General features: G+C 61.1%; 22 protein-coding genes and 3 tRNA genes. 4 read left to right on the top strand and 21 right to left on the bottom strand.

The genetic code is table 11. From position 1 onward, the window contains the following. The 9 genes from OKC31_RS14025 to pncC form a co-directional block, all read right to left on the bottom strand. Nucleotides 1-77, bottom strand: a tRNA-Arg gene (locus OKC31_RS14025). A 28-nt stretch (nucleotides 78-105) separates the two neighbouring features. After that, nucleotides 106-182: transfer RNA gene (locus tag OKC31_RS14030), tRNA-Arg, on the bottom strand. A 3-nt stretch (nucleotides 183-185) separates the two neighbouring features. Further along, a tRNA-Ser gene (locus tag OKC31_RS14035) sits at nucleotides 186-278 on the bottom strand. A gap of 213 nt (nucleotides 279-491) precedes the next feature. Further along, nucleotides 492-680: a carbon storage regulator CsrA gene (csrA, locus tag OKC31_RS14040; protein ID WP_005336053.1), complete on the bottom strand. Its 189-nt coding sequence runs from the start codon at nucleotides 678-680 to the stop codon at nucleotides 492-494. A gap of 103 nt (nucleotides 681-783) precedes the next feature. Beyond that, complete coding sequence (locus OKC31_RS14045; RefSeq protein WP_005336054.1) at nucleotides 784-2022, bottom strand: aspartate kinase; 1239 nt, start codon at nucleotides 2020-2022, stop codon at nucleotides 784-786. Nucleotides 2023-2038: 16 nt separating this feature from the next. Then, complete coding sequence (alaS, locus tag OKC31_RS14050; protein WP_005343004.1) at nucleotides 2039-4663, bottom strand: alanine--tRNA ligase; 2625 nt, start codon at nucleotides 4661-4663, stop codon at nucleotides 2039-2041. Between the two features lie 295 nt (nucleotides 4664-4958). Then, nucleotides 4959-5468: a regulatory protein RecX gene (locus tag OKC31_RS14055; RefSeq protein ID WP_124928421.1), complete on the bottom strand. Its 510-nt coding sequence runs from the start codon at nucleotides 5466-5468 to the stop codon at nucleotides 4959-4961. Nucleotides 5469-5512: 44 nt separating this feature from the next. Continuing rightward, nucleotides 5513-6577: a recombinase RecA gene (gene recA, locus OKC31_RS14060; RefSeq protein WP_040068994.1), complete on the bottom strand. Its 1065-nt coding sequence runs from the start codon at nucleotides 6575-6577 to the stop codon at nucleotides 5513-5515. 80 nt (nucleotides 6578-6657) lie between these two features. Next, entirely contained in the window at nucleotides 6658-7149 is a 492-nt protein-coding gene (gene pncC, locus OKC31_RS14065; protein WP_040068991.1) for a nicotinamide-nucleotide amidase, read from the bottom strand. Nucleotides 7150-7399: 250 nt separating this feature from the next. Here pncC and mutS point away from each other — a divergent pair, with 250 nt between their 5' ends. Next, on the top strand, nucleotides 7400-9991 hold the full coding sequence (mutS, locus tag OKC31_RS14070) for a DNA mismatch repair protein MutS (RefSeq protein WP_425600907.1): 2592 nt from the start codon (nucleotides 7400-7402) through the stop codon (nucleotides 9989-9991). A 76-nt stretch (nucleotides 9992-10067) separates the two neighbouring features. On the opposite strand, the gene OKC31_RS14075 is transcribed toward mutS, so the two are convergent. The 4 genes from OKC31_RS14075 to OKC31_RS14090 form a co-directional block, all read right to left on the bottom strand. Further along, complete coding sequence (locus OKC31_RS14075) at nucleotides 10068-10931, bottom strand: patatin-like phospholipase family protein (RefSeq protein WP_247823854.1); 864 nt, start codon at nucleotides 10929-10931, stop codon at nucleotides 10068-10070. A 277-nt stretch (nucleotides 10932-11208) separates the two neighbouring features. Continuing rightward, entirely contained in the window at nucleotides 11209-12108 is a 900-nt protein-coding gene (locus tag OKC31_RS14080) for a hypothetical protein (RefSeq protein WP_247823853.1), read from the bottom strand. 74 nt (nucleotides 12109-12182) lie between these two features. Continuing rightward, nucleotides 12183-12872, bottom strand: a complete 690-nt coding sequence (locus tag OKC31_RS14085; RefSeq protein WP_005341581.1) for an LrgB family protein — start codon at nucleotides 12870-12872, stop codon at nucleotides 12183-12185. Beyond that, nucleotides 12865-13266, bottom strand: coding sequence for a CidA/LrgA family protein (locus tag OKC31_RS14090; protein ID WP_041202734.1), 402 nt, complete (start codon nucleotides 13264-13266; stop codon nucleotides 12865-12867). Before OKC31_RS14090 ends, OKC31_RS14085 begins: the two co-directional genes overlap by 8 nt. 134 nt (nucleotides 13267-13400) lie before the next feature. On the opposite strand from OKC31_RS14090, the gene OKC31_RS14095 reads away from it, so the two are divergent. Beyond that, nucleotides 13401-14285, top strand: coding sequence for a LysR family transcriptional regulator (locus OKC31_RS14095; RefSeq protein WP_247823852.1), 885 nt, complete (start codon nucleotides 13401-13403; stop codon nucleotides 14283-14285). Here the strand turns inward: OKC31_RS14095 and OKC31_RS14100 are convergent. Both OKC31_RS14100 and ybaK read right to left on the bottom strand, forming a co-directional pair. Then, nucleotides 14279-15163: a transporter substrate-binding domain-containing protein gene (locus OKC31_RS14100; RefSeq protein WP_247823851.1), complete on the bottom strand. Its 885-nt coding sequence runs from the start codon at nucleotides 15161-15163 to the stop codon at nucleotides 14279-14281. The genes OKC31_RS14095 and OKC31_RS14100 overlap by 7 nt on opposite strands. Before the next feature lie 183 nt (nucleotides 15164-15346). Beyond that, nucleotides 15347-15811: a Cys-tRNA(Pro) deacylase gene (gene ybaK, locus OKC31_RS14105; protein WP_005336092.1), complete on the bottom strand. Its 465-nt coding sequence runs from the start codon at nucleotides 15809-15811 to the stop codon at nucleotides 15347-15349. 219 nt (nucleotides 15812-16030) lie between these two features. Between ybaK and OKC31_RS14110 the strand changes: the two genes are divergently transcribed. Both OKC31_RS14110 and OKC31_RS14115 read left to right on the top strand, forming a co-directional pair. Continuing rightward, the gene (locus OKC31_RS14110) at nucleotides 16031-16468 is read left to right on the top strand and encodes a GNAT family N-acetyltransferase (RefSeq protein ID WP_115522148.1); all 438 of its coding nucleotides are present in this window, start codon (nucleotides 16031-16033) and stop codon (nucleotides 16466-16468) included. After that, nucleotides 16461-17402, top strand: a complete 942-nt coding sequence (locus tag OKC31_RS14115; RefSeq protein WP_270657087.1) for a DUF2971 domain-containing protein — start codon at nucleotides 16461-16463, stop codon at nucleotides 17400-17402. Before OKC31_RS14110 ends, OKC31_RS14115 begins: the two co-directional genes overlap by 8 nt. Before the next feature lie 323 nt (nucleotides 17403-17725). Here OKC31_RS14115 and thiH read toward each other — a convergent pair whose 3' ends face one another. The 6 genes from thiH to thiC form a co-directional block, all read right to left on the bottom strand. Continuing rightward, nucleotides 17726-18946 carry a 2-iminoacetate synthase ThiH gene (gene thiH / locus OKC31_RS14120; protein WP_247824164.1) on the bottom strand — a complete coding sequence of 407 codons (1221 nt, stop codon included), beginning with the start codon at nucleotides 18944-18946 and terminating at the stop codon, nucleotides 17726-17728. 35 nt (nucleotides 18947-18981) lie between these two features. After that, nucleotides 18982-19749, bottom strand: coding sequence for a thiazole synthase (locus tag OKC31_RS14125; protein ID WP_247823849.1), 768 nt, complete (start codon nucleotides 19747-19749; stop codon nucleotides 18982-18984). 85 nt (nucleotides 19750-19834) lie between these two features. Beyond that, nucleotides 19835-20041 carry a sulfur carrier protein ThiS gene (gene thiS, locus OKC31_RS14130; RefSeq protein ID WP_045790803.1) on the bottom strand — a complete coding sequence of 69 codons (207 nt, stop codon included), beginning with the start codon at nucleotides 20039-20041 and terminating at the stop codon, nucleotides 19835-19837. After that, on the bottom strand, nucleotides 20038-20832 hold the full coding sequence (locus OKC31_RS14135; protein WP_247823848.1) for a HesA/MoeB/ThiF family protein: 795 nt from the start codon (nucleotides 20830-20832) through the stop codon (nucleotides 20038-20040). The genes thiS and OKC31_RS14135 overlap by 4 nt, the downstream gene beginning before the upstream one ends. Next, nucleotides 20822-22429 carry a thiamine phosphate synthase gene (gene thiE / locus OKC31_RS14140; RefSeq protein WP_247823847.1) on the bottom strand — a complete coding sequence of 536 codons (1608 nt, stop codon included), beginning with the start codon at nucleotides 22427-22429 and terminating at the stop codon, nucleotides 20822-20824. Before thiE ends, OKC31_RS14135 begins: the two co-directional genes overlap by 11 nt. Then, nucleotides 22426-24417, bottom strand: a complete 1992-nt coding sequence (gene thiC / locus OKC31_RS14145; protein WP_270657088.1) for a phosphomethylpyrimidine synthase ThiC — start codon at nucleotides 24415-24417, stop codon at nucleotides 22426-22428. Before thiC ends, thiE begins: the two co-directional genes overlap by 4 nt. Between the last annotated feature and the right edge of the window lie 276 nt (nucleotides 24418-24693).

Genomic DNA, 24693 nt, shown 5'->3' on the forward strand with positions numbered 1-24693 from the left:
TGGTGCGCCCGAGAGGATTCGAACCTCTGACCACCTGGTTCGTAGCCAGGTACTCTATCCAGCTGAGCTACGGGCGCTCATAGACTTTTGGTACTGCTTGAAATATGGTGCGCCCGAGAGGATTCGAACCTCTGACCACCTGGTTCGTAGCCAGGTACTCTATCCAGCTGAGCTACGGGCGCAAATGGCGGAGAAGGGGGGATTCGAACCCCCGATGCGGGTATAAGCCGCATACTCCCTTAGCAGGGGAGCGCCTTCAGCCTCTCGGCCACCTCTCCGTTTGCGGGGCTGATAATACTTCACAGGGATTTTTAGTCAAACACTTTTTTGGAGAAAAAAGTGCGTTCGCTCAGCATTTGGTCAAAGCGTGGAATATTCAAACAATATCGGCACTTATCCCGCAGTTTCGCGCCCTGCAGGGCAATTTCAGGGGGCCGGAAAAACAAAAGGCGACACATGAGGTGTCGCCTTGTCACAGCCATGAAAGTGGCTTAGAAGCCCGGTTGGCCCGGAACTTTCTCGGCCTGGATGCGCTGGTAGATCTCTTCGCGGTGTACGGAGACCTCTTTCGGCGCGTTAACACCGATACGGACCTGGTTGCCTTTAACGCCCAGTACGGTGACAGTCACTTCATCACCAATCATCAGGGTTTCCCCAACACGACGAGTCAAAATAAGCATTCGCTTGCTCCTGTATCCTGTTTTGTTTTTATATCGATATGCGACATTATCTAACAAAGATACCGATATGGTAAATGGTTGAAACTAAATCAATCAGAGATTGTTAGCCCAAGGGCTGCTCTTGCGGTGCCTGATCCAACCCGAAAGCCGCGTGCAGGGCTCGCACCGCCAGCTCCAGATACTTCTCGTCAATCACCACAGAGATTTTGATTTCAGAGGTCGAGATCAACTGCATGTTGATCCCCTCCTCGCCCAATACCTTGAACATGGTGCGCGCAACACCGGGATGGTTCCACATGCCGACACCGACAATGGAAACCTTGGCAATTTCGCCATTTCCCTGCACGCAGGAGGCGCCAAGTTCGGTGGCGGTCTCCTCCAGCAGTGCCCGGGCACGGCGATAGTCGTCACGATTCACCGTGAAAGTGAAGTCGGCGGTGCCATCTCCCAAGGTGTTCTGCACAATCATGTCGACATCAATGTTGGCGTCGCTGATCGGATTCAGGATCTGCGCGGCAACGGTTGGTCTGTCCGGCACGCCCAGAATGGTCAGGCTGGCCTCGTTGCGGTTAAAAGCGATCCCGGATACCAGGGGAGCTTCCATCCTATCACCTCCATATGTGATTAAGGTTCCCTCTCCATCGATAAAGCTCGACAGCACCCGCAGCGGGACGCGGTACTTGCCCGCAAACTCCACCGAGCGGATCTGCAGCACCTTGGCGCCGAGACTTGCCATCTCCAGCATCTCCTCGAAGGTGATGGTGTCGAGACGACGCGCCTTGGGCTCGATGCGCGGATCCGTGGTGTATACCCCATCCACATCGGTAAAGATCTGGCACTCATCGGCCTTGATGGCCGCCGCCACAGCAACCGCCGTGGTATCCGAACCGCCGCGGCCCAGCGTCGTGATGGCGTTATGCTCGTCACGGCCCTGGAAACCGGCGATCACCACCACCTTGCCCGCAGCCAGTTCGGCATGAACCAGCTCGGTGTCGATGTGGGTGATGCGCGCCTTGCCATAGGCGGAATCGGTATGAATCCGCACCTGATCACCGGTCATTGAGACCGCAGGACAACCGCGTTTGTTCAACGCGATCGCCAGCAGCGCTATGGTGACCTGCTCACCGGTGGAGACCAGTACATCCATCTCCCGCCGGTTGGCATCAGGATCCAGCTGCTGGGCCATGCCCAGCAGCCGGTTGGTTTCGCCCGACATGGCGGAGACAACCACCACCACGTCGTGTCCCTGGGCGCGGGTCTGCTCGACCCGCTCAGCTACCGCCTCGATCCGCTCCAGTGTGCCGACCGAGGTGCCGCCGTACTTCTGTACATAGAGTGCCACAGATCACCTCGCCCGATTACAGGCGCTCTTCCAGCCAGGAGTGAACGGATTGCAGCGCTGCCGGCACCGCCTCAGGCTGGGTACCACCCGCCTGTGCCATGTCCGGACGGCCACCGCCCTTGCCACCCACCTGCTGGGCAACCAGATTGACCAGCTCACCGGCCTTGACCTTGCCGGTCAGGTCGTTGGTGACGCCGGCGATCAGGTTGACCTTGCCGTCGGCACAGGTTGCCAGCAGCACAACACCGGACTTCATCTGGTTCTTCAGCTCGTCCAGCATGCCGCGCAGGGATTTCGGATCGGCCCCTTCCAGCGCTGCAACCAGCACCTTCTGACCGTTGATCTCGATCACCTGACCCAGCAGGTCGTTACCGGCCTGAGCGGCCAGCTTGGCCTTGAGCTGCTCCAGCTCGCGCTCCATCATCTTGGCCTTGTCCAGCATCTGGCGAACCTTGTCGGCGATGCAGAACTGGTCACCTTTCACCAGTGCAGCAGCCTCTTCGATCTGCTCGCCGACCTGATGCATGAAGTCGATGGCCGCTTTGCCGGTCACCGCTTCGATACGGCGCACGCCAGCTGCGATACCGCTCTCGGCGATGATCTTGAAGAAGCCGATATCACCGGTGCGCTTGGCGTGAGTACCGCCGCACAGCTCGGTGGAGTAATCGCCCATGCGCACGACACGCACGTCGTCTTCATATTTTTCACCAAACAGCGCCATGGCACCGGCGGACTTGGCCGCTTCCAGATCCATCAGCTGGGTGGTGATTTCGTGGTTGGCGCGGATCTGGTTGTTGACCAGCTCCTCGACCCGGCGAATGGTCGCCATGGTCAGCCCCTCGAAGTGGGAGAAGTCGAAACGCATGCGCTCGGCCCCAACCAGAGAACCTTTCTGGGTGACATGCTCGCCCAGTGCCTGACGCAGGGCAGCGTGCAGCAGGTGAGTCACGGAGTGGTTCAGGGCGATGGCCTGACGACGATCGCCATCAACCACGGCTTCCACTTCGGCGCCCTTCTCCAGAGTGCCCAGCTCCATGTAGCCCTTGTGGATGATCGCCTTGCCCGCTTTCAGGGTGTCGGTCACGGCAAAGATGCCGTCGTCCACTTTCAGGGTACCGCTGTCGCCGATCTGGCCGCCGGACTCGGCGTAGAAGGGGGTCTCTTCCAGCACGATGACCGCTTCGTCACCGGCGATAAGACCGCTCACCTCTTCCACACCCTTGTAGATACCGACCACGCGAGTGCGCTCGGTCAGGGTCTTGTAACCGGTGAAGGGAGTCTCGAAGTCGAGCTTGAGCATCTCGTTGTAGTTCACGCCGAAGCTGGAGGCCTCCTTGGCACGAGCACGCTGCTTCTCCATCTCGGCCTTGAAGCCCTCTTCGTCGATGCCGATCTCGCGCTCGCGCACCACGTCGGCAGTCAGGTCGGCCGGGAAGCCGTAAGTGTCATAGAGCTTGAACACCACCTCACCCGGAATAACCTTGGCATCGCCCAGGTTGGCCAGAGCATCTTCCAGCAGCAGCAGACCGCGATCCAAGGTGCGGACAAACTGCTCCTCTTCGATGCGCAGCACTCGCTCGACCAGCGGCAGCTGGGCGATCAGCTCGGCAGCGACATCCTTCATCTGCACTGCCAGCTCGGCAGCCAGTTTGTAGAAGAAGACATCGGTCGCGCCCAGCTTGCGACCGTGACGCACGGCGCGGCGGATGATGCGACGCAACACATAGCCACGACCTTCGTTGGACGGCATCACGCCATCTGCCACCAGGAAGGCGCAGGAGCGGATGTGGTCAGCGATGACGCGCAGGGACTGGTTGCTCAGATCGGTGGTGCCGACAATCTCGGCAGCTTTCTTGATCAGCGCCTGGAAGATGTCGATTTCGTAGTTGGAGTGGACACCCTGCATGATGGCGGAGATACGCTCCAGACCCATGCCGGTATCCACGGACGGACGCGGCAGCGGCTCCATGGTGCCGTCAGCCTGACGGTTGAACTGCATGAACACCACGTTCCAGATCTCGATGAAACGGTCACCATCCTCTTCCGGTGAGCCGGGACGGCCGCCCCAGATGTGATCGCCGTGGTCATAGAAGATCTCGGTGCAGGGACCGCACGGGCCGGTATCGCCCATGGCCCAGAAGTTGTCGGAAGCGTAAGGGGCACCCTTGTTGTCACCGATGCGCACGATGCGATCGGCCGGGACACCGACCTCTTTTTCCCAGATATCGAAAGCTTCATCGTCAGTCGCGTAGACGGTCACCAGCAGGCGATCTTTCGGCAGCTGCAGCACCTCGGTCAGGAAGCCCCATGCAAACTTGATGGCATCCTGCTTGAAGTAGTCACCGAAGCTGAAGTTACCCAGCATTTCAAAGAAGGTGTGGTGACGAGCGGTATAGCCGACGTTTTCCAGATCGTTGTGCTTACCACCGGCACGCACGCAACGCTGGGAAGTCGTCGCGCGATTGTAGGCACGCTTGTCTGCGCCAAGGAACACGTCCTTGAACTGGTTCATACCCGCGTTGGTAAACAACAGGGTCGGGTCGTTATGCGGTACCAGCGAGCTGGAGGAGACAACCTGGTGCCCCTGGGAACGGAAATACTCGAGAAACGCAGCGCGAATCTCTGACGTGGACATATACATGGAAAATCCTGCTTGATTCGAATACGGACTTTTAACCGCATTAATGTAAGTTTTCTGCGGGGTAAAGTAAAACGGACAGGGCCGCCACGGGCGAAAAAGCGCACATAAACGGGCCAGATAAGAGCGCCGCTGCCCACAGTGGCTTTTTTCACTGTCGAGAGGCAAAAAAGCAGCGCAGAAAGAGGGATGAGATGAACAAAAGGCCGCTTTTTCGGGATTGTGTACGCAAGCTACTGAACGGGCAGGAAAAACCTGCCATAAGGAGAGGTAAAACGACGTTTGCCACGCAGTGACGTTACTCCTCCCGCTCCTGCAGGGCAGAGATGGCATAACGGGCCTGATCCTGGGTAAAACCGCGCCCCAGCAGATACTTGAGCCACTTCATCCGCAGCTTGAAATCCGCCAGATCGGCCACCCGGGCGCGCCGTTCGAGCAGGGCAAACGCCAGTTCGAACCAGTCCAGCTCCGGCTGATCGAATGCGGCATCAATCTGCATATCGTCGAGCCCCTTGCGGCGCAGATCGAAGCGGATCTTGATGGGGCCATGCCCCTTGGCGGCGCCGGCCCTTACTGCCATACCGCCGTAACGTTCGTCATTGACCCAGTTGTAACCGCGGCAGTAGTCGACCACCGCCTCGATCACCTCTTCATTGAAGCCCTGCTGGCGCAGCCGGTTGGCCAGCTCTGACTCGGCACTCTCGCGACGGGCCAGACTGCGCATGGCAAAGGCGCGGGCGGCGGTAAGCTGCTCTTCAAAGGTCGGCTCGGCAGGTTCGACCGGTTCGGTAACGGATTCATCAACCATCATAAATAACAAGGCCGGGTATCTACCCGGCCTTCCTTTGTTCCTTATTCGAACTCTTGTTCGCTTTCGGCATCGAACTCTTCTGCCTCAACCGGTGCAGCCTTGTCATCGACAGGCACTGCGCCGGAGAGCAGCAGCTCGCGCAGACGAGCCTCCACTTCACCAGCCATCACCTTGTTCTCGGCGAACAGCTTCATCACGTTGGCCTTGCCCTGACCGATCTTCTCACCGTTGTAGCTGTACCAGGCACCCGCCTTGTCGATCAGCTTGTGCTTGACACCGAGATCCACCAGCTCGCCCTCTTTGGAGATACCGGCGCCGTAGAAGATCTGGAATTCAGCCTGCTTGAAGGGCGGGGCCACCTTGTTCTTGACCACTTTGACGCGGGTCTCGTTACCGACCACTTCGTCGCCTTCCTTGATGGCGCCGATACGACGGATATCCAGACGCACGGAGGCGTAGAACTTGAGCGCGTTACCACCGGTAGTGGTCTCCGGGCTACCGAACATGACGCCGATCTTCATCCGGATCTGGTTGATGAAGATGCACAAGCAGTTGGCGTTCTTGATGTTGGCAGTCAGCTTGCGCAGTGCCTGGGACATCAGACGAGCCTGCAGGCCAACGTGGGAATCACCCATCTCCCCTTCGATTTCCGCTTTCGGCGTCAGGGCCGCCACGGAGTCGACGATGATGACGTCAACCGCGTTGGAGCGCACCAGCATGTCGCAGATCTCCAGCGCCTGCTCACCGGTATCCGGCTGGGAGATCAGCAGGTCGTCGACGTTGACGCCCAGCTTGGCAGCATAGATAGGGTCGAGAGCGTGTTCCGCATCGACGAAGGCACAGGTCTTGCCCTTCTTCTGGGCTTCGGCGATCACCTGCAGGGTGAGGGTAGTTTTACCGGAAGATTCCGGGCCGTAGATTTCGACGATACGGCCACACGGCAGACCGCCGATCCCCAGCGCCACGTCCAGCGAGAGGGAACCGGTAGAGATGGCTTCGATATCCATGGTCTTGCTGTCGCCCAGACGCATGATGGAACCTTTGCCGAACTGCTTTTCAATCTGACCCAGCGCAGCCGCCAGTGCCTTCTGTTTGTTCTGATCCATGCCAATCTCCGCTGGAAATCGTGAGTAAGAAGTGAAGTTGGGCTAAGTATACTGTCTATTCATACAGTATCAAGCCCAATTTATCTGAGCAGAGCCAACAGACCCGACAAGGCCTGTCTCACCGCCTGCTGGCGTACCTGTCGGCGATCCCCGTCGAAGCGGGCGAGCAGGGAGTGGTGACGACCGTTGCGATCGGCCCAGGCGAACCAGACGGTGCCGACCGGCTTGCCCTCTGTGGCGCCGCCGGGGCCGGCGATGCCACTGATAGCAACGCTGATGGAGGCAGACGAGTACGCCAGCGCGCCGCGGGCCATCTCCAGCACCACCGCTTCGCTCACTGCACCGTGCTGTTCAAGGCTATCGCTGCTCACCCCCAACATCTGCTGCTTGGCCTCGTTGGTGTAGGTGACAAATCCGCGATCGAACCAGCCGGAGCTGCCCGCGATGTCGGTAATAGCCGTAGCCACCCCACCGCCGGTACAGGATTCGGCGGTCGCTGCCAGCCAGCCCCGCTGGCCAAGGGCCCGTCCCAGCTCGATGGCAAGGTGCTCTATCTCTGCATCCAGTTTCATCACGACTCCTTCTGATCCGCTCAAGAGGCACATTATGCGATCCCGCTAGCGCCGCCCGCAACCACGGCAGACCGCCCTTGCCTGCAGCAATGTGAGGTGCCGCACCGGTGTCATGCCTTCAATAGTGCAGAACAACCGCGCCCGGAACACCCGCTCCCCCGCCGCGGCGCTTATGTGTAGAATGGCGCCATCAAGCTCAAGGCTAATCACCGCAGACACTGGCCCGCAGAGGCCCCTTCTGGAACAGAACATGACCGCACAACACCAAGCCAGCGGCGCCACAAGCTCCGCTCCCGGCGCCAATCTGAGCGCCCACACGCCCATGATGCAGCAGTACCTTGGCCTCAAGGCCGAGAACCCGGAGATCCTGCTGTTCTACCGGATGGGCGACTTCTACGAGTTGTTCTATGACGATGCCCGCAAGGCCTCCCAGCTGCTCGATATCTCCCTGACCAAACGCGGCCAGTCGGCGGGTAGCCCCATCCCGATGGCGGGGGTGCCTTATCACGCCATCGAGGGCTATCTTGCCAAGCTGGTGCAGCTCGGCGAGTCGGCCGCCATCTGCGAACAGGTGGGGGATCCCGCCACCAGCAAGGGGCCGGTGGAGCGCAAGGTTATTCGCATCATCACCCCTGGGACCGTCTCCGACGAGGCGCTGCTCAGCGAGCGGCAGGACAACCTGATCGCCGCCGTCTATCACGATGGCCGCCGCTTCGGCTATGGCACCATGGACATCGGCTCCGGCCGCTTCTTCATCAACCAGTTCGAGAAAGAAGAGACCTTGCTGGCAGAGCTGCAGCGCACCAATCCGGCCGAACTGCTCTACCCGGAATCCTTCGAATTCCTGCACCATATCGAGGGTCGCCGCGGCCTGCGTCGCCGCCCGGAGTGGGAGTTTGAGCTGGGCACCGCCCGCAAGCTGCTCTGCCAGCAATTCGGCACCCAGGATCTGGTGGGCTTTGGCGTCGACAAGAGCGAGACCGCCCTGTGCGCCGCTGGTTGTCTGATGCAGTACGTCAAGGACACCCAGCGCACCGCCCTGCCCCACATCCGCAACGTACGCCTTGAACAGCCGGATCACGCCGTCATCATGGATGCCGCCACCCGCCGCAATCTGGAGCTGACCCAGAATCTGGCCGGTGGCTATGAAAATACCCTGGCCGAGGTGCTGGATCGCACCGCCACCCCCATGGGCAGCCGCCTGCTCAAGCGCTGGATCCACCAGCCGATCCGCGATCGGGTGATCCTGAAAGGTCGCCAGAGCACCATCCATACGCTTATCGAGCAGAACCTCTACGACGAGCTGGGCAACCTGCTGCGTCAGGTGGGTGATGTGGAGCGGGTGCTGGCGCGCCTCGCCCTGCGCTCGGCCCGCCCGCGCGACCTCACCCGCCTGCGTCAGGCCTTCGCCCAGTTGCCCGAATTGCAGCGCCTGCTGGCGGATAACGAGCACGAAGCGGTGCAACAGCTGGCCGAGCGGGCCAGCACCTTCCCCGAGCTGCTCGACCTGCTGGAGCGCGCGGTGATGGAGGTGCCGCCGGTGCTGATCCGCGATGGTGGCGTGATCCGTGACGGCTTCAATCAGGAGCTTGACGAGCTGCGGGATCTGGCCAACGGCGCCACCGCCAGCCTCGCCCGCATCGAGGAGCGGGAGAAGCTGCTGACCGGCATCAACACCCTCAAGGTGGGTTACAACAAGGTGCACGGCTTCTATATCGAGGTGAGCCGCGCCAACAGCCATCTGGTGCCGGCCCACTACATCCGCCGTCAAACCCTCAAGAACAACGAACGCTACATCATCGATGAGCTGAAGAAGTACGAGGACAAGGTACTCACCGCCCAGTCCCAAGCGCTGGCGCTGGAGAAACGGCTCTACGAAGAGCTGCTCGATGCCCTGCTGCCCCACCTCGGCGATCTGCAGGATTCCGCCGCCGCACTTGCGGAGCTGGACGTGCTGGCCAACCTGGCCGAGCGGGCCGAGACCCTCGACTACCGCTGCCCGACGCTTATCGATGAGGATCAGATCCTGATCGAAGCGGGCCGCCATCCGGTGGTTGAGCAGGTGATGACAGATCCCTTTATCGCCAACCCTATCCGGCTGGAGCGGGAGCGACGGATGCTGATCATCACCGGCCCCAACATGGGCGGTAAATCCACTTACATGCGCCAGACGGCGCTGATCGTGCTGCTGGCCCATATCGGCGCCTTCGTGCCCGCCGACAGCGCCCGCATCGGCCCCATCGACCGCATCTTCACCCGTATCGGGGCATCGGACGATCTCGCCTCCGGCCGCTCCACCTTTATGGTGGAGATGACCGAGACCGCCAATATCCTCAACAACGCCACCGCCCGCAGTCTGGTGCTGATGGACGAGATTGGCCGCGGCACCAGCACCTACGACGGCCTCTCGCTGGCGTGGGCCTGCGCCGAACAGCTGGCGAGCAAGATTGGCGCCTACACCCTGTTTGCCACCCACTACTTCGAGCTGACCCGCCTGCCCGAGCTGATGAGCGGGCTGGCCAACGTCCACCTCGATGCGGTGGAGCACGGCGACACCATCGCCTTTATGCACGCAGTGCAGGAAGGCGCGGCCAGCCGCTCCTACGGCCTGCAAGTGGCGGCGTTGGCCGGGGTGCCGAAATCGGTGATCCAGCAGGCCCGTCACAAACTGCATGAGCTGGAGAGCGCCACCCCGGTCGCCGCCGGTGAAAGCCGTCCGGCTCCGGTGGCCCTCGCCCCGCAGCCTCATCCGGTGGTGGAAGAGCTGGAAACGGTGCGCCCCGACGAGCTCACCCCGCGCCAGGCGCTGGACCTGCTCTATCGCCTCAAGCAGATGCTGTAATCAGCGACTACAGCGCAAGCATGCAAAAGGGGAACCGCGAGGTTCCCCTTTTTATATTCATCACCCGGCAAACCAGTCAGGCCACCGCCCGTACCTCTCCACGGGCCCGCAACAGACTCTGACGCCCCTGCCAGTAACCCTGCAGATAACCGGACTCCAGCTTGACCGGATCCTGGGTAAAACGGGAGACCATGAAATCGGCCGGTGGCGCGATCACCTCGATCTCGCAATCGGCAGGGGGATTGGCAATGAAATCGAGCGCCCGGTTGTAGGCGCGATCCCGCTCCAGCATGGCTTGCGCCAGCGCAGGCTGGGTTTTCAGCAAGGCTTTGACCATCCAGCAGAAACGGGCCGGCTTCTTGCGATATCCCCAGGGCTCCGACAGCACCACCGTCATCCGCCGCGCCCCACGACGATAGGCCTCGATCACCGGAATGGAGTCGCTGATGCCGCCATCGGCCATCGGGCGACCATCGATGCAGGGGGTATCGTGCTGCACCACCGGCAGAGCGCAGGTGGCAGTCAGCACCTCATCCATGTTGTCGGGCCGCACCAACAGATAGATGGCCTTGCCGCTCGCCACATCGGTCGCCACCGCGTAGAAGGGAATGTCGCGGGCGCAGAAAGTCTCGAGATCGAGCGGGAAGTGATGGCGACTGGCCTGCCACAGCCAGCCGATGTCCACCAGATCGCCCCCTTTGACGAAACGCAGGGGATCGAGAAACCGGGAGCTGCAAGCCAGCTCGGTGATGATGTGGTGACTGCGGCGCGGCTGCTCGCTCAGGTAGGAGACCAGATTGGTGGCACCGGCCGAGACGCCCATGACGAAATCGAACGGATAGTGATGGCTTTCCACGAAGGCATCGAGCACGCCGCTGGCAAAGATGCCGCGCATCGCGCCCCCTTCGACAATCAGGGCGCAAGAGTGGGGATTAAACATAACAAGGCTCCGTCAGCTGTAATACCTGCCGGGATCGATCCCGGCCCAGTGATGGACGCCTTCATGCAGAACATCAAGACGCCGCAGCAGGACGATTCAGGCTCACTCGCACAAGCCAGAAGCGGGCAGGAGCAAACCTGAACCGTGAAGCGACCCCCAGTATATGCAGCGCAACAACCTTCAAAAAATGAATTTAAATAATAAAGAACATGCCTTTTTGGCATGTATGAGCACATCGGCAGATACGGCCCTTTATCCGGGAACAGCACCATCAGGATCAAGGCAGCCCGGGCCCGAACGTCCCGTCGACGGGGTTGTAGTGGTAGGCCCGATAATCAAAGTCCACCTTATCCAAGCGCGGATTGGCCAACTCGAATAACAGGCGTCCGGGGAGCTGCGCCTGCTCGAGGGAAGGTTTGAAGTGGCGCAGCCAGAGCTGTTGCAACGAGCCATCCCGCCACGCCAGCTTGAGGCCGACCGAGAGGCGGCGGATGGCGGCCTGATTATCCTTGTGGGTGTAGAAGAGGTGGAGGAAGGGATAGTGCAGCGCCACTCGCCGATCCACGGTGAGGCCGGGCAGATCACTGTGCTGCTCCTGCTCGATAAAGAGCTCGTTGGCCCCGCGGCAGAAGAGGTCGATGCGACCGCGAGCCACCAGCTTGAACAGCCGCTCGTAACCGTCGATCTCCTGCACCTTGAATCCCCCATGACGCAGGATCTCCGCATCCTGCCAGCCACGCCCCTGCCCGTGCAGAAATTGCTGCAGCTCGGTCAGGGTATTGACCCTTGCCACTGCGTCGGCCTGCTGCGGGCTGACAAAACAGATGCGATAACCGAGGATGCCCAGCTCCACCGGAAAACGAACGTAATCCAGCACTCCGCTCTCCGCAGCCGGACGCAGACTGTCGGCCACAAACAGATTCGGGTATTGCTGAGTCTGCACTATCTGTCGCATCCGGATACGGTTCATCGGCGGTGCGGTCCGCAGCTCGTAGTCACCGAAGCTGTCGCGGGTCTTCTCCAGCGCCAGCTGCAACAGATCGCGAAAATAGAGGGTACGCAAGTCCCGATCGCTCTCGGGGCTGATATGAGTGATGACGTCGCTCGCCCGTAGGGGACTGGCAAGGAGGGAAAGACTGCACAGCAGCAAGCAGGAAGCGAGGCGATGAAAGGTCATACTGCTCATCCCGGAAATACACGCTCACTAGAGTGTAGCGCCGGGACGAGCCGCCTTCTAAAGGGAAGCCTGGCCTACCAGAACATCCGGCCCAGCAGGGGTGCCAGCAGCACGGTCACCATACCGGCGATCATCATCACCATGCTGGAGACCACCCCTTCTTCGTTGCCCATCTGATAGGCCCTGGCGGTACCGGCGCCGTGGGCCGAGGCACCAAACCCCGCCCCCTTGCCGAGGCGACTGCGAATGGCCAGCACGGTCAGCACGCTCTCCCCCACCGCCATACCGATGACGCCGGTCAGCACCACAAACAGCGCGGTAAGATCGCTCTGACCGCCGATGGCGCGGGTCGCCTCCACCGCAAACGGCGTGGTGATGGAACGCATCGCCAGACTGCGCTGCAACATGTCGGAGAGATCCAGCCAGCGAGCCAGCAGCACGGTACTCCCCACCGCCATGATGACCGAGGCGACCACCCCCACCGACAGCGACAACCAGTGGCGACGAATGAGCTGGCGGTTCTCGTAGACCGGCACCGCGAAGGCGACGGTGGCGGGGCCCAGCAGCCAGAGCAGCCAGTGGGATTCAGCCATGTAATCCTGATAGGGGATGTGGAACAGCAGCACCACAGCCACCAGCAGGGTCGGCGCCAGCAGCAGCGGCATCAGCGGCAGGATGCGTTTTTTGCCGTAGAGCCATTTGCTGGCGTAGTAGAAGAGCAGGGTGAGGGCGAAGCAGATCAGCCCGAGCAGGGTATCAGACATGACGGCGACTCCGGCGGGCCAGTTTCAGTTCGAGGCGGTAGACCCGGTCCACCACCAGCGCCGTGGTGCCGAGTACCAGCGTGGTGCTCACCAGCAGCACCACCATGATGCGCCACCCCTCCTGCAACAGCAGCTCCTGATAGTTGACCACCGCCACCACAGCGGGCACGAAGAAGAGCAGCATCTCGGCCAGCAGCCAGCGAGCACCCGCGCTGAACCACTCGGCCTTAACCACCCCGAGCAGGATGCAGGCCAGCAGCAACAGCATGCCGGTGAGGTTGGCGGGCAGCGGCAGATGGAGGGTACGCACCGCGGTATCGGCCAGCAGCCAGATGGCTGCCAGCAACACAATCTGGAAGGGAGTCTGTAACCAGCGCAAGCAGAGGGCTTTCATGATCATCATCTTTCTGTGAACCGGCTCACAGTATAGAGTTGAGCAAAACCTGCCAGAAATGAATTAAAATTATCAAATTCATGCCGCATAGGCATACTTCATCCCGTACCCGCCAACACGAGTCGAGAGAGTCCATGGATATTCGCGCCCTGCGCTATTTTGTCGAACTGGTGCGGGAAAAAAGCTTCACCCGCGCCTCTGAAAAACTGTTCGTCACCCAGCCCACCATCAGCAAGATGATCCGCAATATCGAAGAGGAGCTGGGCCAACCCCTGCTCAACCGGGAAGGACGCCGCTTCACCCTGACCGACAGCGGCCAGGTGCTGTTCAACCGGGCCCAGACCATCTTGGCGGAGATGCAGCAGCTGGAGGCCGAACTGGCGGATCTGCAGAGCCTGCAACACGGTCGCCTCACCCTCGGCATTCCCCCCATGGTGGGTCACGTCTATGCAGATCTGATCCGCGCCTACCGCACCCGCTATCCCAAGGTGGAGCTGACCTTGGTGGAGTACGGCGGTCGCCGCATCGAACAGGCGGTGCTGGAGGGGGAGCTGGATCTCGCCATCACCATGCTGCCGACCAAAGAGGGGGGCGCCCTCAGCGCGCTGGAGCTGAATCAATACCCGATCCGGGTAGTGCTGCCGGATCAACCCCGCTGGCATGGCGAAGCGCCGCTGCGGCTCGAGTCCCTGCAGGAGGAGCCCTTCCTGCTCTATACCCAAGCGTTTACCCTGAGCGAGCGGCTGGAGCAGGCGTGTCAGGAGGCGGGCTTTGTGCCGCAGGTGGCAGCGCGCAGCAGCCAGTGGGATTTTCTTACCGCCATGGTGCGCAGCGGCATGGGGGTCGCCTTCTTGCCGGAGCCGGTCTGCCACCGGCTGACCCCGGATGGTCTGGTGCTGCGGCCGCTGGAGCCCGAATTGAGCTGGCGACTCGGGGTGATCTGGCCGAGCGAGCGCTATCTCTCCCGCACCGCCGAGGCCTGGCTGACCCTCTGCCGCCAGCGGCAGGCACCTCAGTAATCACCGAAGCGATTAGTCTGCGGATTGTAGAAGTAGGGGCGGTAATCGAAGCTGATCCCGTCGAGGAAGGGGTTATCCAGTCGCAGCAGTCGGCGCTGGGATAGCTTGGCAAAGGCGATGGCCGGGCCAAAGCTCTTGCGCCACAGCGCCTGTAGCGAGCCATCCTGCCATGCCAGCTGCAACCCCCGCTCGACCCGCTGCAGCGCCTCGCGATTGTTGGGATGGGTGTAGAAAACCCGGGGCAGCGGGTAGTAGATCAACAGTGCGTCATCCACCAGCAGATCCGTCATCTCCTTGTGGGTAAGCTGCTCGCTGCGCAGCTCGCTCACCCCGCGGCAGAAGAGATCGAAGCGACCCCGCGCCACCATCTTGAACAACTTCTCGTACCCCTCCACTTCCACCACCTCCATCCCGGCGTAACGCAGGATATCCACATCCAGCCACCCCTTGCCCTGACCGAAGGTGAACTGGCGCAGCCCCTTGAGGTCGGTCACTTTGCTCACCGCCGCCTTTTGCTGCGGGCTGACAAAACAGATGCGGTAGCTGACGATCCCCAGATGGATGGGAAAACGGACATAGGCGAGCCCCAGATCCTCGCGGGTGATGCTGTAGCTGTCCATTACAAAGAGGTTGGGATAGCTGTCGAGCTGCATGCTGAGCCGCTCACGCGCCTTGGTCATGGGCGGCGCAGGCTCCAGCAGATAGTCGCCAAACTGGTCGCGGGTCTTGTCGAGGGCGAGCCGCAGCAGCTCCCGATCATAAGTGGTGCGCGGATCCCGCTCGCTCTCCGGGCTGATATAGGTAAACCGGGTGGCCGCCTGCCCGGTCAGCGACAACATGCAGAACAGAGCGGCAGCCAGCAGATGCAGGGGTGACATAAACCGCGCCTTGGTTGAAGGGTTACTTTCAGTGTAGCCCTGAGCGTGGGCACCCCACCCTGGCGCGGCCTGTGCGAGGATAAGCAACACGACAAACAGGGGGACGCGGGCAGATATCCTCACGAGTCACATCGCCTCCGGGCCGCCACAGGCCCGGAGAGCAGGTTCACACCGTGCCCGGCACTACTCTTCGCCGATGGGAGCGGCGATCCACTTCATCAGCGTCAGCATATCCTGCGGCGCCACGCCGACCGAGAGGCCGCGCTTGCCGCCGCTCACCAGGATCTCGTCAAACTGCAGCGCCGACTCATCGAGCACGGTAGGCAACAATTTCTTCTGGGCCAGCGGGCTGATGCCACCCACCTTGTAACCGGTCAGCTTCTCCGCTTCCGCCGGTTTCATCATCTCCACCTTCTTGAGACCGGTCGCCTTGGCCAGCTGCTTCAGGCTGCACATACCGGATGAGGGAACGATGGCCACCACCGCCTGCTTGTCGTGATGGGCGACCAGGGTCTTGAACACCTGCGCCTCCGGCAGCCCGAGCTGGGTCGCGGCATGCTTGCCGAAATCGTCGTGGGCTTCGCACTCGTAGGGGTAGAGCTTGTGGGGAATTTTGAGCTTCTTCAGCAGGTTGATGGCAGGAGTCATGATGGTTGCCTTGAATCGAATCGCATAAAAACAAGGCCAAACAGTCTGCTCCTCACTCTGGGGTGATGCAAGAGGGGGATGGAAGTTGCAAGGGCCATTGACTGGCCGCCATGCCATGCACGCTGGCGGCGAACGACCAGAACACTTGACCAAACAGAGTCCAAACGGGTATTGCTTTAACCCTTTGACGCCGCCACAACCCATACCGCAGGAGCCCATATGCAACTAACCCCACCCCAACCGCCTCAGGACGATGATGTTGAAGCGCTGCGCATTGGCCTGACGGGCTACAACGTAAGCCAGGCAGGCCCTCAACTGTACGAACTTCGGCGCGAGCGGATCGCCAGCTTTATCAAGGATAAAGAGGGCAAGGTACACGGCGGCATCATCGCCGACATCAAGTGGGGCTGGCTGCATGTCGACTGGCTCTGGATCGACGAAAGCATTCGCCGTGATGGCTGGGGCGGCCGCCTGCTCGGCGCCATGGAGCAGTACGCCCAAAGCAAGGGCATCAGCAACTACCATCTGGAAACCACCAGTTTTCAGGCTCTTCCCTTCTACCAGAAGCAGGGTTACGAAGTCTTTGGCCAGCTGCCCGATATGCCGCCGGGGCATGTGAGTTATTTTTTGAAGAAGCAAGGCATTTGTAATGAATAAAATTTACAAATACATGAAATTCAGACCTGATTTTTTTAAAAAACCTAGTCTTAGGTTAAGTCAACGCTGTGCATTGAATGACCCTTTTGAGCTCAGCCCGGACCAAGATACGCTAGATAAAATATTAGAAGATGCTCATCGAGAGGATTTCTTCCAACAAATTTCTGAATATGCAAGTGATGAAGGGTTTGATGATACAGGGATCATCTCTTTCACGGAAAGTTATAATAACTTATTGATGTGGTCTCACTACGCTGACGAGCATAAGGGTATTGTTATTGAGTTTGACTACCATGCTTTGAAGACTCACTTCAATAAAATACTATCTGTGAGTAACTCTATTGAACGTGTATTGTATAATAGAGAAAGACATGAGGTACTACCATGTACAACTTCACCCAAAAGAAACTTATTAACTAAGAGTGATGATTGGATTTATGAAAAAGAACATCGAGTAATAACTAAAGTATCGAATGCAGATTACTTTGTCATTAATAAAGAAGCCTATGAATATATTATTGATTTCTATGATGAAAGCTACCTTGAACTGCTTAATGTCGAGAAATACAAAGGGATGATAAAGATTTCCATCAATCATCAAGCATGCCACTTAATGGATCAGCAAGAAAAAGATGGCAGCTCCACTGACGATATGGAAGAGATGCGATTTTCTCCAAGCAACACTATATTAAACGAACTACTTTCTTTTATCGCAGCAGCACCAACCTCCATTTTTCTTTTTGATATACCAATAGAATGTATCACTGGAATATTTTTAGGCTGTAGATTAACGGAATCAGACAAGTCAACGCTACGTGAAGTAGCTTGCGAAAATACATTATTTAACAGAATACCTTGTTATCAAGCTAGTTTAAGCAAGCATCAATTCGCCTTGATTTTTGAAGAAACCTACCACTCATGCTCAACAACGTAGACGTAGGGTGCAATGAACGAAGTGAATTGCACCTCTCGTCACAATCGCGGTGCAATGCGCTCCGCTTATTGCACCCTACGCAGGCTACATAGCCGCCACCGGCCACCCCTTTCCCCCAAATCGGCCACTGCTTATGGGCGCAATGACCAATTCGATAAGCTGAGTAGCAGCCACGATTTTTGCACTGGCGAAACGATATCAAGAATCATCGTCGTACCAACGAAACAATCCTGTTGGAGCAAACAAAGCAAAGCGGCAAGCAGTGGCGGGGTCTGCCCCTCCGATCTGCTTGCCGCAGTCTGTTACCACAGGTGTAAACGTCGTTAACGACCCAAAAACGGTTCCCAATCTTTAAACACCGGCTGCAAACCCGCCTGCCGCACGGCAGCGGCCACTTCCCCCACCGGGCGGTCGTCGTGGATGGCGAACTGCTCCAGCTCCTCTTTATCCCCTTCGGCATAGCCCCCCGGCTGGGTGCGCGATTCGGCCGACATCTGGGTAATGCCAAGGCGCACCGCGCCGTTGCGAAACGCGGCCGACTCGCGGGTCGAGAGCGACAAGTCCAGCGTCGGTGAGAAGAGGCGCCAGGCGCAGATAAGTTGGGCCAATTGGCGATCCGACATGACCACGGAAGGCTCCAGCCCACCGGTGCAGGGGCGCAGGCGCGGGAAGGAGAGCGAGTAGCGGCTCTGCCAGTGGTGGCGCTCAAGCCAGCTCAGATGCTCGGCGACAAAGTAGCTGTCGGTGCGCCAGTCCGAGGAGAGACCGATCAGCGCCCCCAACCCGATTTTGTCGATACCGGCGCGGCCCAGCCGATCCGGCGTGGCGAGGCGCCATGCGATATCCCGCTTGTTGCCACGCAGATGGTGGCGGGCGTAGGTGGGGGCGTGGTAGGTCTCCTGATAAACCATGACGGCATCGAGGCCGAGGCTCTTCAGTTCGGCATAGTCAGCCTGCGAGAGGGGCTGAACCTCCATCCCCACCGTGCTGAAGTGGCGGCGGATGATGGGCATCACCTCGCGAAAATAGGCGAGCCCCACCTTGTGCTCGTGCTCGCCGGTCACCAGCAGCACGCTGTCAAAACCGCGCGCCTTGATGGCCAGACACTCGCGCTCAATCTCCTCTGTATTCAAGGTCTTGCGCTTGAGGCGGTTGCTCATGGAGAAGCCGCAGTAAGTGCAGTCGTTGGCGCAGAGGTTCGACAGATAGAGCGGCACATAGAAGCCGATGGTGTTGCCAAAGCGCTGGCGGGTCAGCCGCTCGGCCTCGGCCGCCATCTGCGGCAGATACGCCTCGGCGGCTGGGGAGATCAGCGCCATAAAATCCGCCAGGGTGCGGCGTGGTGCGCTCAGGGCGCGTGCCACATCGGCGGCAGTTTTGGCGCGGATCTGCATGCCGATATCGTCCCAATCAAGCTCCTGCCATCGGTCGATAAAGGAAGGCTCCTTAGCCCTCACCCCCGGCGCCCTCACCCCCAGCCCCTCTCCCAGAGGGAGAGGGGGGCGCAGTGCCGCAGGAGCGGGGGACGTGGCGACAGAGGACATGGCGATTGGCTCTTGCCCCGAGCCAGCATCATGACTCATAACGCCCCCAGAAAATCGGTGAGCGGGCTGGAGGCTTGCGCCTGCAGGGCGCGGGTGCCAAGGCCTGCCTCATAAGCGCTGCGACCGGCGCTGCAGGCCAGTGCAAAGGCGCGGCCCATGGCGACCGGATCGCCGCTCACCGCGATGGCTGTGTTGACCAGCACGGCATCGGCGCCCAGCTCAAAGGCGGCGGCGGCATGACTCGGCGCACCGATCCCCGCATCCACCACCACAGGCACATTGGCCTGCTCGACGATGATGGAGAGAAACTCCCGGGTCACCAGCCCCTGATTGGAACCGATGGGCGCACCGAGCGGCATCACGGCGGCGCAGCCCACCTCTTCGAGCCGTTTGCAGAGCACCGGGTCGGCGCCGCAGTAGGGCAGCACCACAAAGCCCTCTTTCACCAGCTGCTCGGCGGCTTTCAGCGTCTCGATGGGATCGGGCAGCAGATAGCGCGGATCGGGGTGGATCTCCAGCTTCAGCCAGTTCGTCCCCAGCGCCTCGCGGGCGAGGTGGGCGGCAAATACCGCCTCGGCGGCGGTCTTGGCGCCTGAGGTGTTGGGCAGAAGCTTGACCCCGAGCTGCAACAAGGGGCTCAGGATATCGTCGTGGGCCTTGCCCGGTTCAAGCCGCTTGATAGCCATGGTGACCAGCCGGGAGCCACTCGCCTCGATGGCGGCGGCCATCAGTTCCGGGCGGGCAAACTTGCCGGTGCCGGTAAAGAGGCGCGATGAGAAGGTGTGATCGGCAATCTTGAGCATGTCAGCCTCCCGCCACAGTGGTAAGAAGAGATGAAGTTTCGCCGCAAGGCAGAGCACTCGAAGTTGGGAACGCAAGCATCATGGATCAGCCTCCTGCAATGGCGGTAAAGAGGTGAAGTTCGTCCCCGTCATTGAGACGGGTCTCGGCCCAGCGGCCTCGGGGCAGCACGGCGCCGTTGAGGGCCACCGCCACCCCCTGTGGATTAACGTCTTGCGCCGCCAACAGGTCGGCCACGCTCTGCCCTGCCGTCAGCGACTGGGCTTTATCGTTGAGTCGGATGGTGAGGGTCATGGGGTGATCTCCTTATCGTGTGTCGGGCATCGGCGCTGCCCGCAAACCGGGCAATCGGGGTCGGGGGCCAGAGTGAGGGTCTGCCACTGATGGGCCAGCGCATCGAAACGGCGCAATGTGCCTGCGGCCGGGCTTGGCATTCCGAGCAGCAGCTTCAATGCCTCCAGCGCCTGCAAAGAGCCCATCACTCCGACCAGCGGGCCGGTGACTCCGCTGGTCTCGCAGCTCTGGGCGAGCTTGGTATCCAGCGGATAGAGGCAGGTGTAGCAGGCGTGCTCACTGCTGGTACGCGCCATCAGCTGCCCCTGCCAGCCCACCGCGGCGGCGGAGATCCAGGGTTTGTCCTGCTCCACGCAGGCGGCGTTGATGGCTTGGCGGGTGACGAGGTTGTCGCAGCAGTCGATCACCAGATCTACCTCGGCCACAAACTCCGGCAGGCTGGCGGCATCGAGCCGCTGGTTGATGGCAATCAGCTCCACCAGCGGGTTGTGGGCGGCCAAGCGCTCGCGGGCCAGCTCCGCCTTGGAGTGGTTGACTGCCTCGCTATCGAACAGGATCTGGCGCGGCAAGTTGCTGGAATCGACTGTATCGCCATCGGCCAGCCACAAGGTGCCCACCCCGGCCCCGGCCAGATAGAGGGCGAGCGGCGAGCCAAGCCCGCCCAAGCCCACGATCAGCACGGATTTATCCTTGAGCCGTGCCTGCCCCGCCTCACCCACTTCCGCCAGCATCAGCTGGCGGCCGTATCTCAGATACTCTTTGTCACTAAGAGAAGCAGCATCAGAGCGCATGTTCAGCCTCCCGTATAACAGTGGCCGAACGCGGCTCATCCCCTGCCCCCACGGCCGCCAGCAGCCGCTCGGTCGCCCCCTGCCAGTCGTCGCTGGCAGTGATGGCCGAGACCAGCGCAATGCTGCCGACCCCGCTTGCCTTGACCGCCGCCACCCGCTCCTCGCTGATGCCGCCGATGGCCACCGTCGGCCAGTCGCACATCAGGGCGCGGTAGCGATGCAGCCGCACCAGCCCCTGCGGGCGCGAAGGCATCGCCTTGGTGTTGGTCGGGAAGATATGGCCGAGCGCTATGTAGGAGGGGGCCAGCTCGCGCGCTCGCATCAGCTCGAAGTAGCCGTGGGTGGAGATGCCAAGGCGCAGCCCGGCCGCCTGAATGGCGACGAGATCGGCGGTCTCCATATCCTCCTGCCCCAGATGCACGCCCCAGGCGCCCGCCTCGATGGCCTGCTGCCAGTAGTCGTTGATAAAGAGCCGCGCCCCATGGCGGCGACCGAGCGCTACCGCATCGCGAATGGCCGGTGCCACCTGAGCGGCAGGCAGATTCTTGATCCGCAGCTGGATGGTCTTGACCCCCTGCCCCAGCAGGCGGCGCAGCCACTTGACCGAATCGACCACCGGATAGAGACCGAGGTTGTGTTCAGTCGGCGCGAAGGGGCCCTGCGGCAGGCGGGCGCTGCTCGCTTCATAAAGCCCGAAGCGGCGATCGAGGGTTGAGCCTGCCAACACGGCGCGGGGGAAATGGGCAAGATCGGCGGGCCAGCCGAGATGGGCGATGGGGCCCGGGCCTGCGCCCACCCCCTGCGCCGCCGCCAGCCCCTGTTGCAAGTAGGCACGAGCGAGGGTAATGGCGTCCTCTACCGGATAATCCTGCGCCACCACGGCGGCGATGGCGCTGGCGTAGCAGCAGCCGGTGCCGTGGCCATGGCGGGTATCGAGGCGCGGCGCCGCCAGCCAGAATTCGCGGGTCTCATCCTGGTAGTAGTCGAGGCAGAGATCGCCGCTCCACTCCAGATGGCCGCCCTTGACCAGCACGGCGCGGGCACCGAGTTCGCGCAGACGGCGGGCGGCGAGGCGCACCAGCTCGGGGCTGCTGACCGGCAAGCCGGTCAGGGCTTCCAGCTCGGGGCCGTTGGGGGTGATTAAGGAGAGGCGCGGTAACAGCTGCTCGCGCACCGCCTCCAGCATATTGGGCTCCGCCATCGGGGTGCCGGTGCTGGCGATGGCCACCGGGTCGTAGACCACGAAGGGGGCCTCGATGGCCGCCAGTCGGCGGGCCAGCACCTCAACGTGAAGCCGGGTCGGCAGCAGACCGATCTTGATGGCGGCGGGCGGCAGATCGACGCCGAGGGCATCGATCTGGGCGGTGAAGGTCTGCATCAGTACGGGGTCAACCATCTTCACCGCCACCGAGTTCTGGGCGGTAATGGCGGAGATAACCGAACAGCCGTGCACGCCAAGGTCGTGCAATGTGTGCAAGTCGGCCTGAATGCCGGCGCCACCGCCGGAGTCTGAACCCGCAATAGTCCAGACCACAGGACGCGAGTCCGTCACAGGCAGCTGATCGGCGGGGCTGACAGCCCCGCTTGCGCTGCTCACGCCTCCTCCCCTGCGGCCTGTTTCAGCGCCGCAGCCTGATGGTAGATCTCGCCGCCAGTCTCCTTGAAGGTTTCGGCCATGCGGGCCATGCCGCTCTCCACCTCGGCCACCACCTGCTCCTGCTGGCCATCCATACCGACCAGCTTGATCTCCACCGCTTCAAGCTTTGCGGCATAGTCACGCACATCCTGAGTGATCTTCATGGAGCAGAACTTGGGCCCGCACATGGAGCAGAAGTGGGCCACCTTGCCGGACTCCTGCGGCAGGGTCTCGTCGTGGTAGGCGCGAGCGGTGTCGGGGTCGAGGGCCAGATTGAACTGATCCTCCCAGCGGAACTCGAAGCGCGCCTTGGACATGGCGTTGTCGCGGATCTGGGCCCCCGGGTGACCCTTGGCCAGATCGGCGGCGTGGGCGGCGATCTTGTAGGTGATCAACCCCTGCTTCACATCCTCCTTGTTGGGCAGCCCCAGATGCTCCTTGGGGGTGACGTAGCAGAGCATGGCGCAGCCGTACCAGCCGATGAGCGCCGCACCGATGCCGGAGGTGAAGTGATCGTAACCCGGCGCGATGTCGGTGGTGAGCGGGCCCAGCGTATAGAAAGGCGCCTCGTGGCAGTGCTCCAGCTGCTCAGTCATGTTGCGCTCGATCATGTGCATCGGCACGTGGCCGGGGCCCTCGATCATCACCTGCACGTCGTACTCCCACGCAATCTTGGTCAGCTCGCCCAGAGTGCGCAGCTCGGCGAACTGGGCCTCGTCGTTGGCGTCATAGACGGAGCCCGGACGCAGACCGTCGCCCAGCGACAGGGCCACGTCATAGGCGGCGCAGATCTCGCAGATTTCGCGGAAGTGCTGGTAGAGGAAGTTCTCCTTGTGGTGAGACAGGCACCACTTGGCCATAATGCTGCCGCCGCGCGACACGATGCCGGTGAGGCGCTTGGCGGTCATCGGCACGAAGCGCAGCAAGACGCCGGCATGGATAGTGAAGTAGTCCACCCCCTGCTCGGCCTGCTCCAGCAGGGTGTCGCGGAACAGCTCCCAGGTGAGGTCTTCGGCAATGCCGTTGGTCTTTTCCAGCGCCTGATAGATGGGCACGGTACCGATGGGCACCGGGCTGTTGCGCAGGATCCACTCGCGGGTCTCGTGGATGTAGCGGCCGGTGGAGAGATCCATGACGGTGTCGGCGCCCCAGCGGGTCGACCAGACCAGCTTCTCCACCTCTTCTTCGATGCTGGAGGTGACCGCCGAGTTGCCGATGTTGGCGTTGATCTTCACCAGAAAATTGCGGCCGATGATCATCGGCTCCGCTTCCGGGTGGTTGATGTTGCTGGGGATGATGGCGCGACCGGCTGCCACCTCATCGCGCACGAATTCGGGGGTGATGCTCTGGGGCAAACGGGCACCGAAATCGCGGCCCGGATGCTGGGTGCGCAACAGTTCGGAGCGCACCCGCTCGCGACCCATGTTCTCGCGAATGGCGATAAATTCCATCTCGGGAGTAACGATGCCGGCACGTGCATAGTGGAGCTGGGTAACCCGACGACCTGGCTTGGCGCGGCGCGGCTTTGGCAGATGCTCGAAGCGCAGGTGATCCAGCCCCTCGTCGGCCAGCCGCTCCTGAGTGAAGGTGGAGCTGAGCCCCGGCAGTTCGTCGGTGTCATCCCGCTCCAGCACCCAGTTCTCCCGCAGGCGCGGCAGACCGCGGCGCACGTCGATGGCGACCCCCTCCTCCCCGTAACGGCCCGAGGTGTCGTAGACCGGCACCGGCTCGTTGGGCTCGAACCGGGGATCTTCTTTGGTGCCACCGACGAAGGTGTCGGCCAGCTGGATCTCCCGCAGGGGAACACGAATATCGGGGCGGGAGCCTTCGATAAAAATGCGACGGGAGTTGGGATGAGCCATCCCCTTGAGGCTGTCGATAAAGGCCTGAGCGCTGGAGCGCTGCTCGCGACGGCTGGATTTGGTGGTATCAGAAACATTGGTAGACATAGCAAAACTCACATTAACTGGTTGAAGTTATGGGTGTTTGCTTGTCTGGAGTTCGAGGAGAAGATGAACTTGCGGCGGGGTGTTTATCTCGGGAGGGAGTGCGCGTGGGATGGATCTCCGCGCAGCTGTTCTACCACTTCCTGCTCTCTGCATGCTGTGGGCAAGGCGCCCCACGTGCTGGACAACCGGACGGGACAGACTCCCTCCTGTGCGCCCTGACTCATCAAGGGTGCTCCCTTCGATGAGCGGAAGAGGCTTGTTCCTCCTCCGGCGCGG

The sequence above is a fragment of the Aeromonas sp. Y293-4 genome (genome assembly GCF_027705905.1).
In the GTDB taxonomy this organism is placed as follows: Bacteria; Pseudomonadota; Gammaproteobacteria; order Enterobacterales; family Aeromonadaceae; genus Aeromonas; species Aeromonas veronii.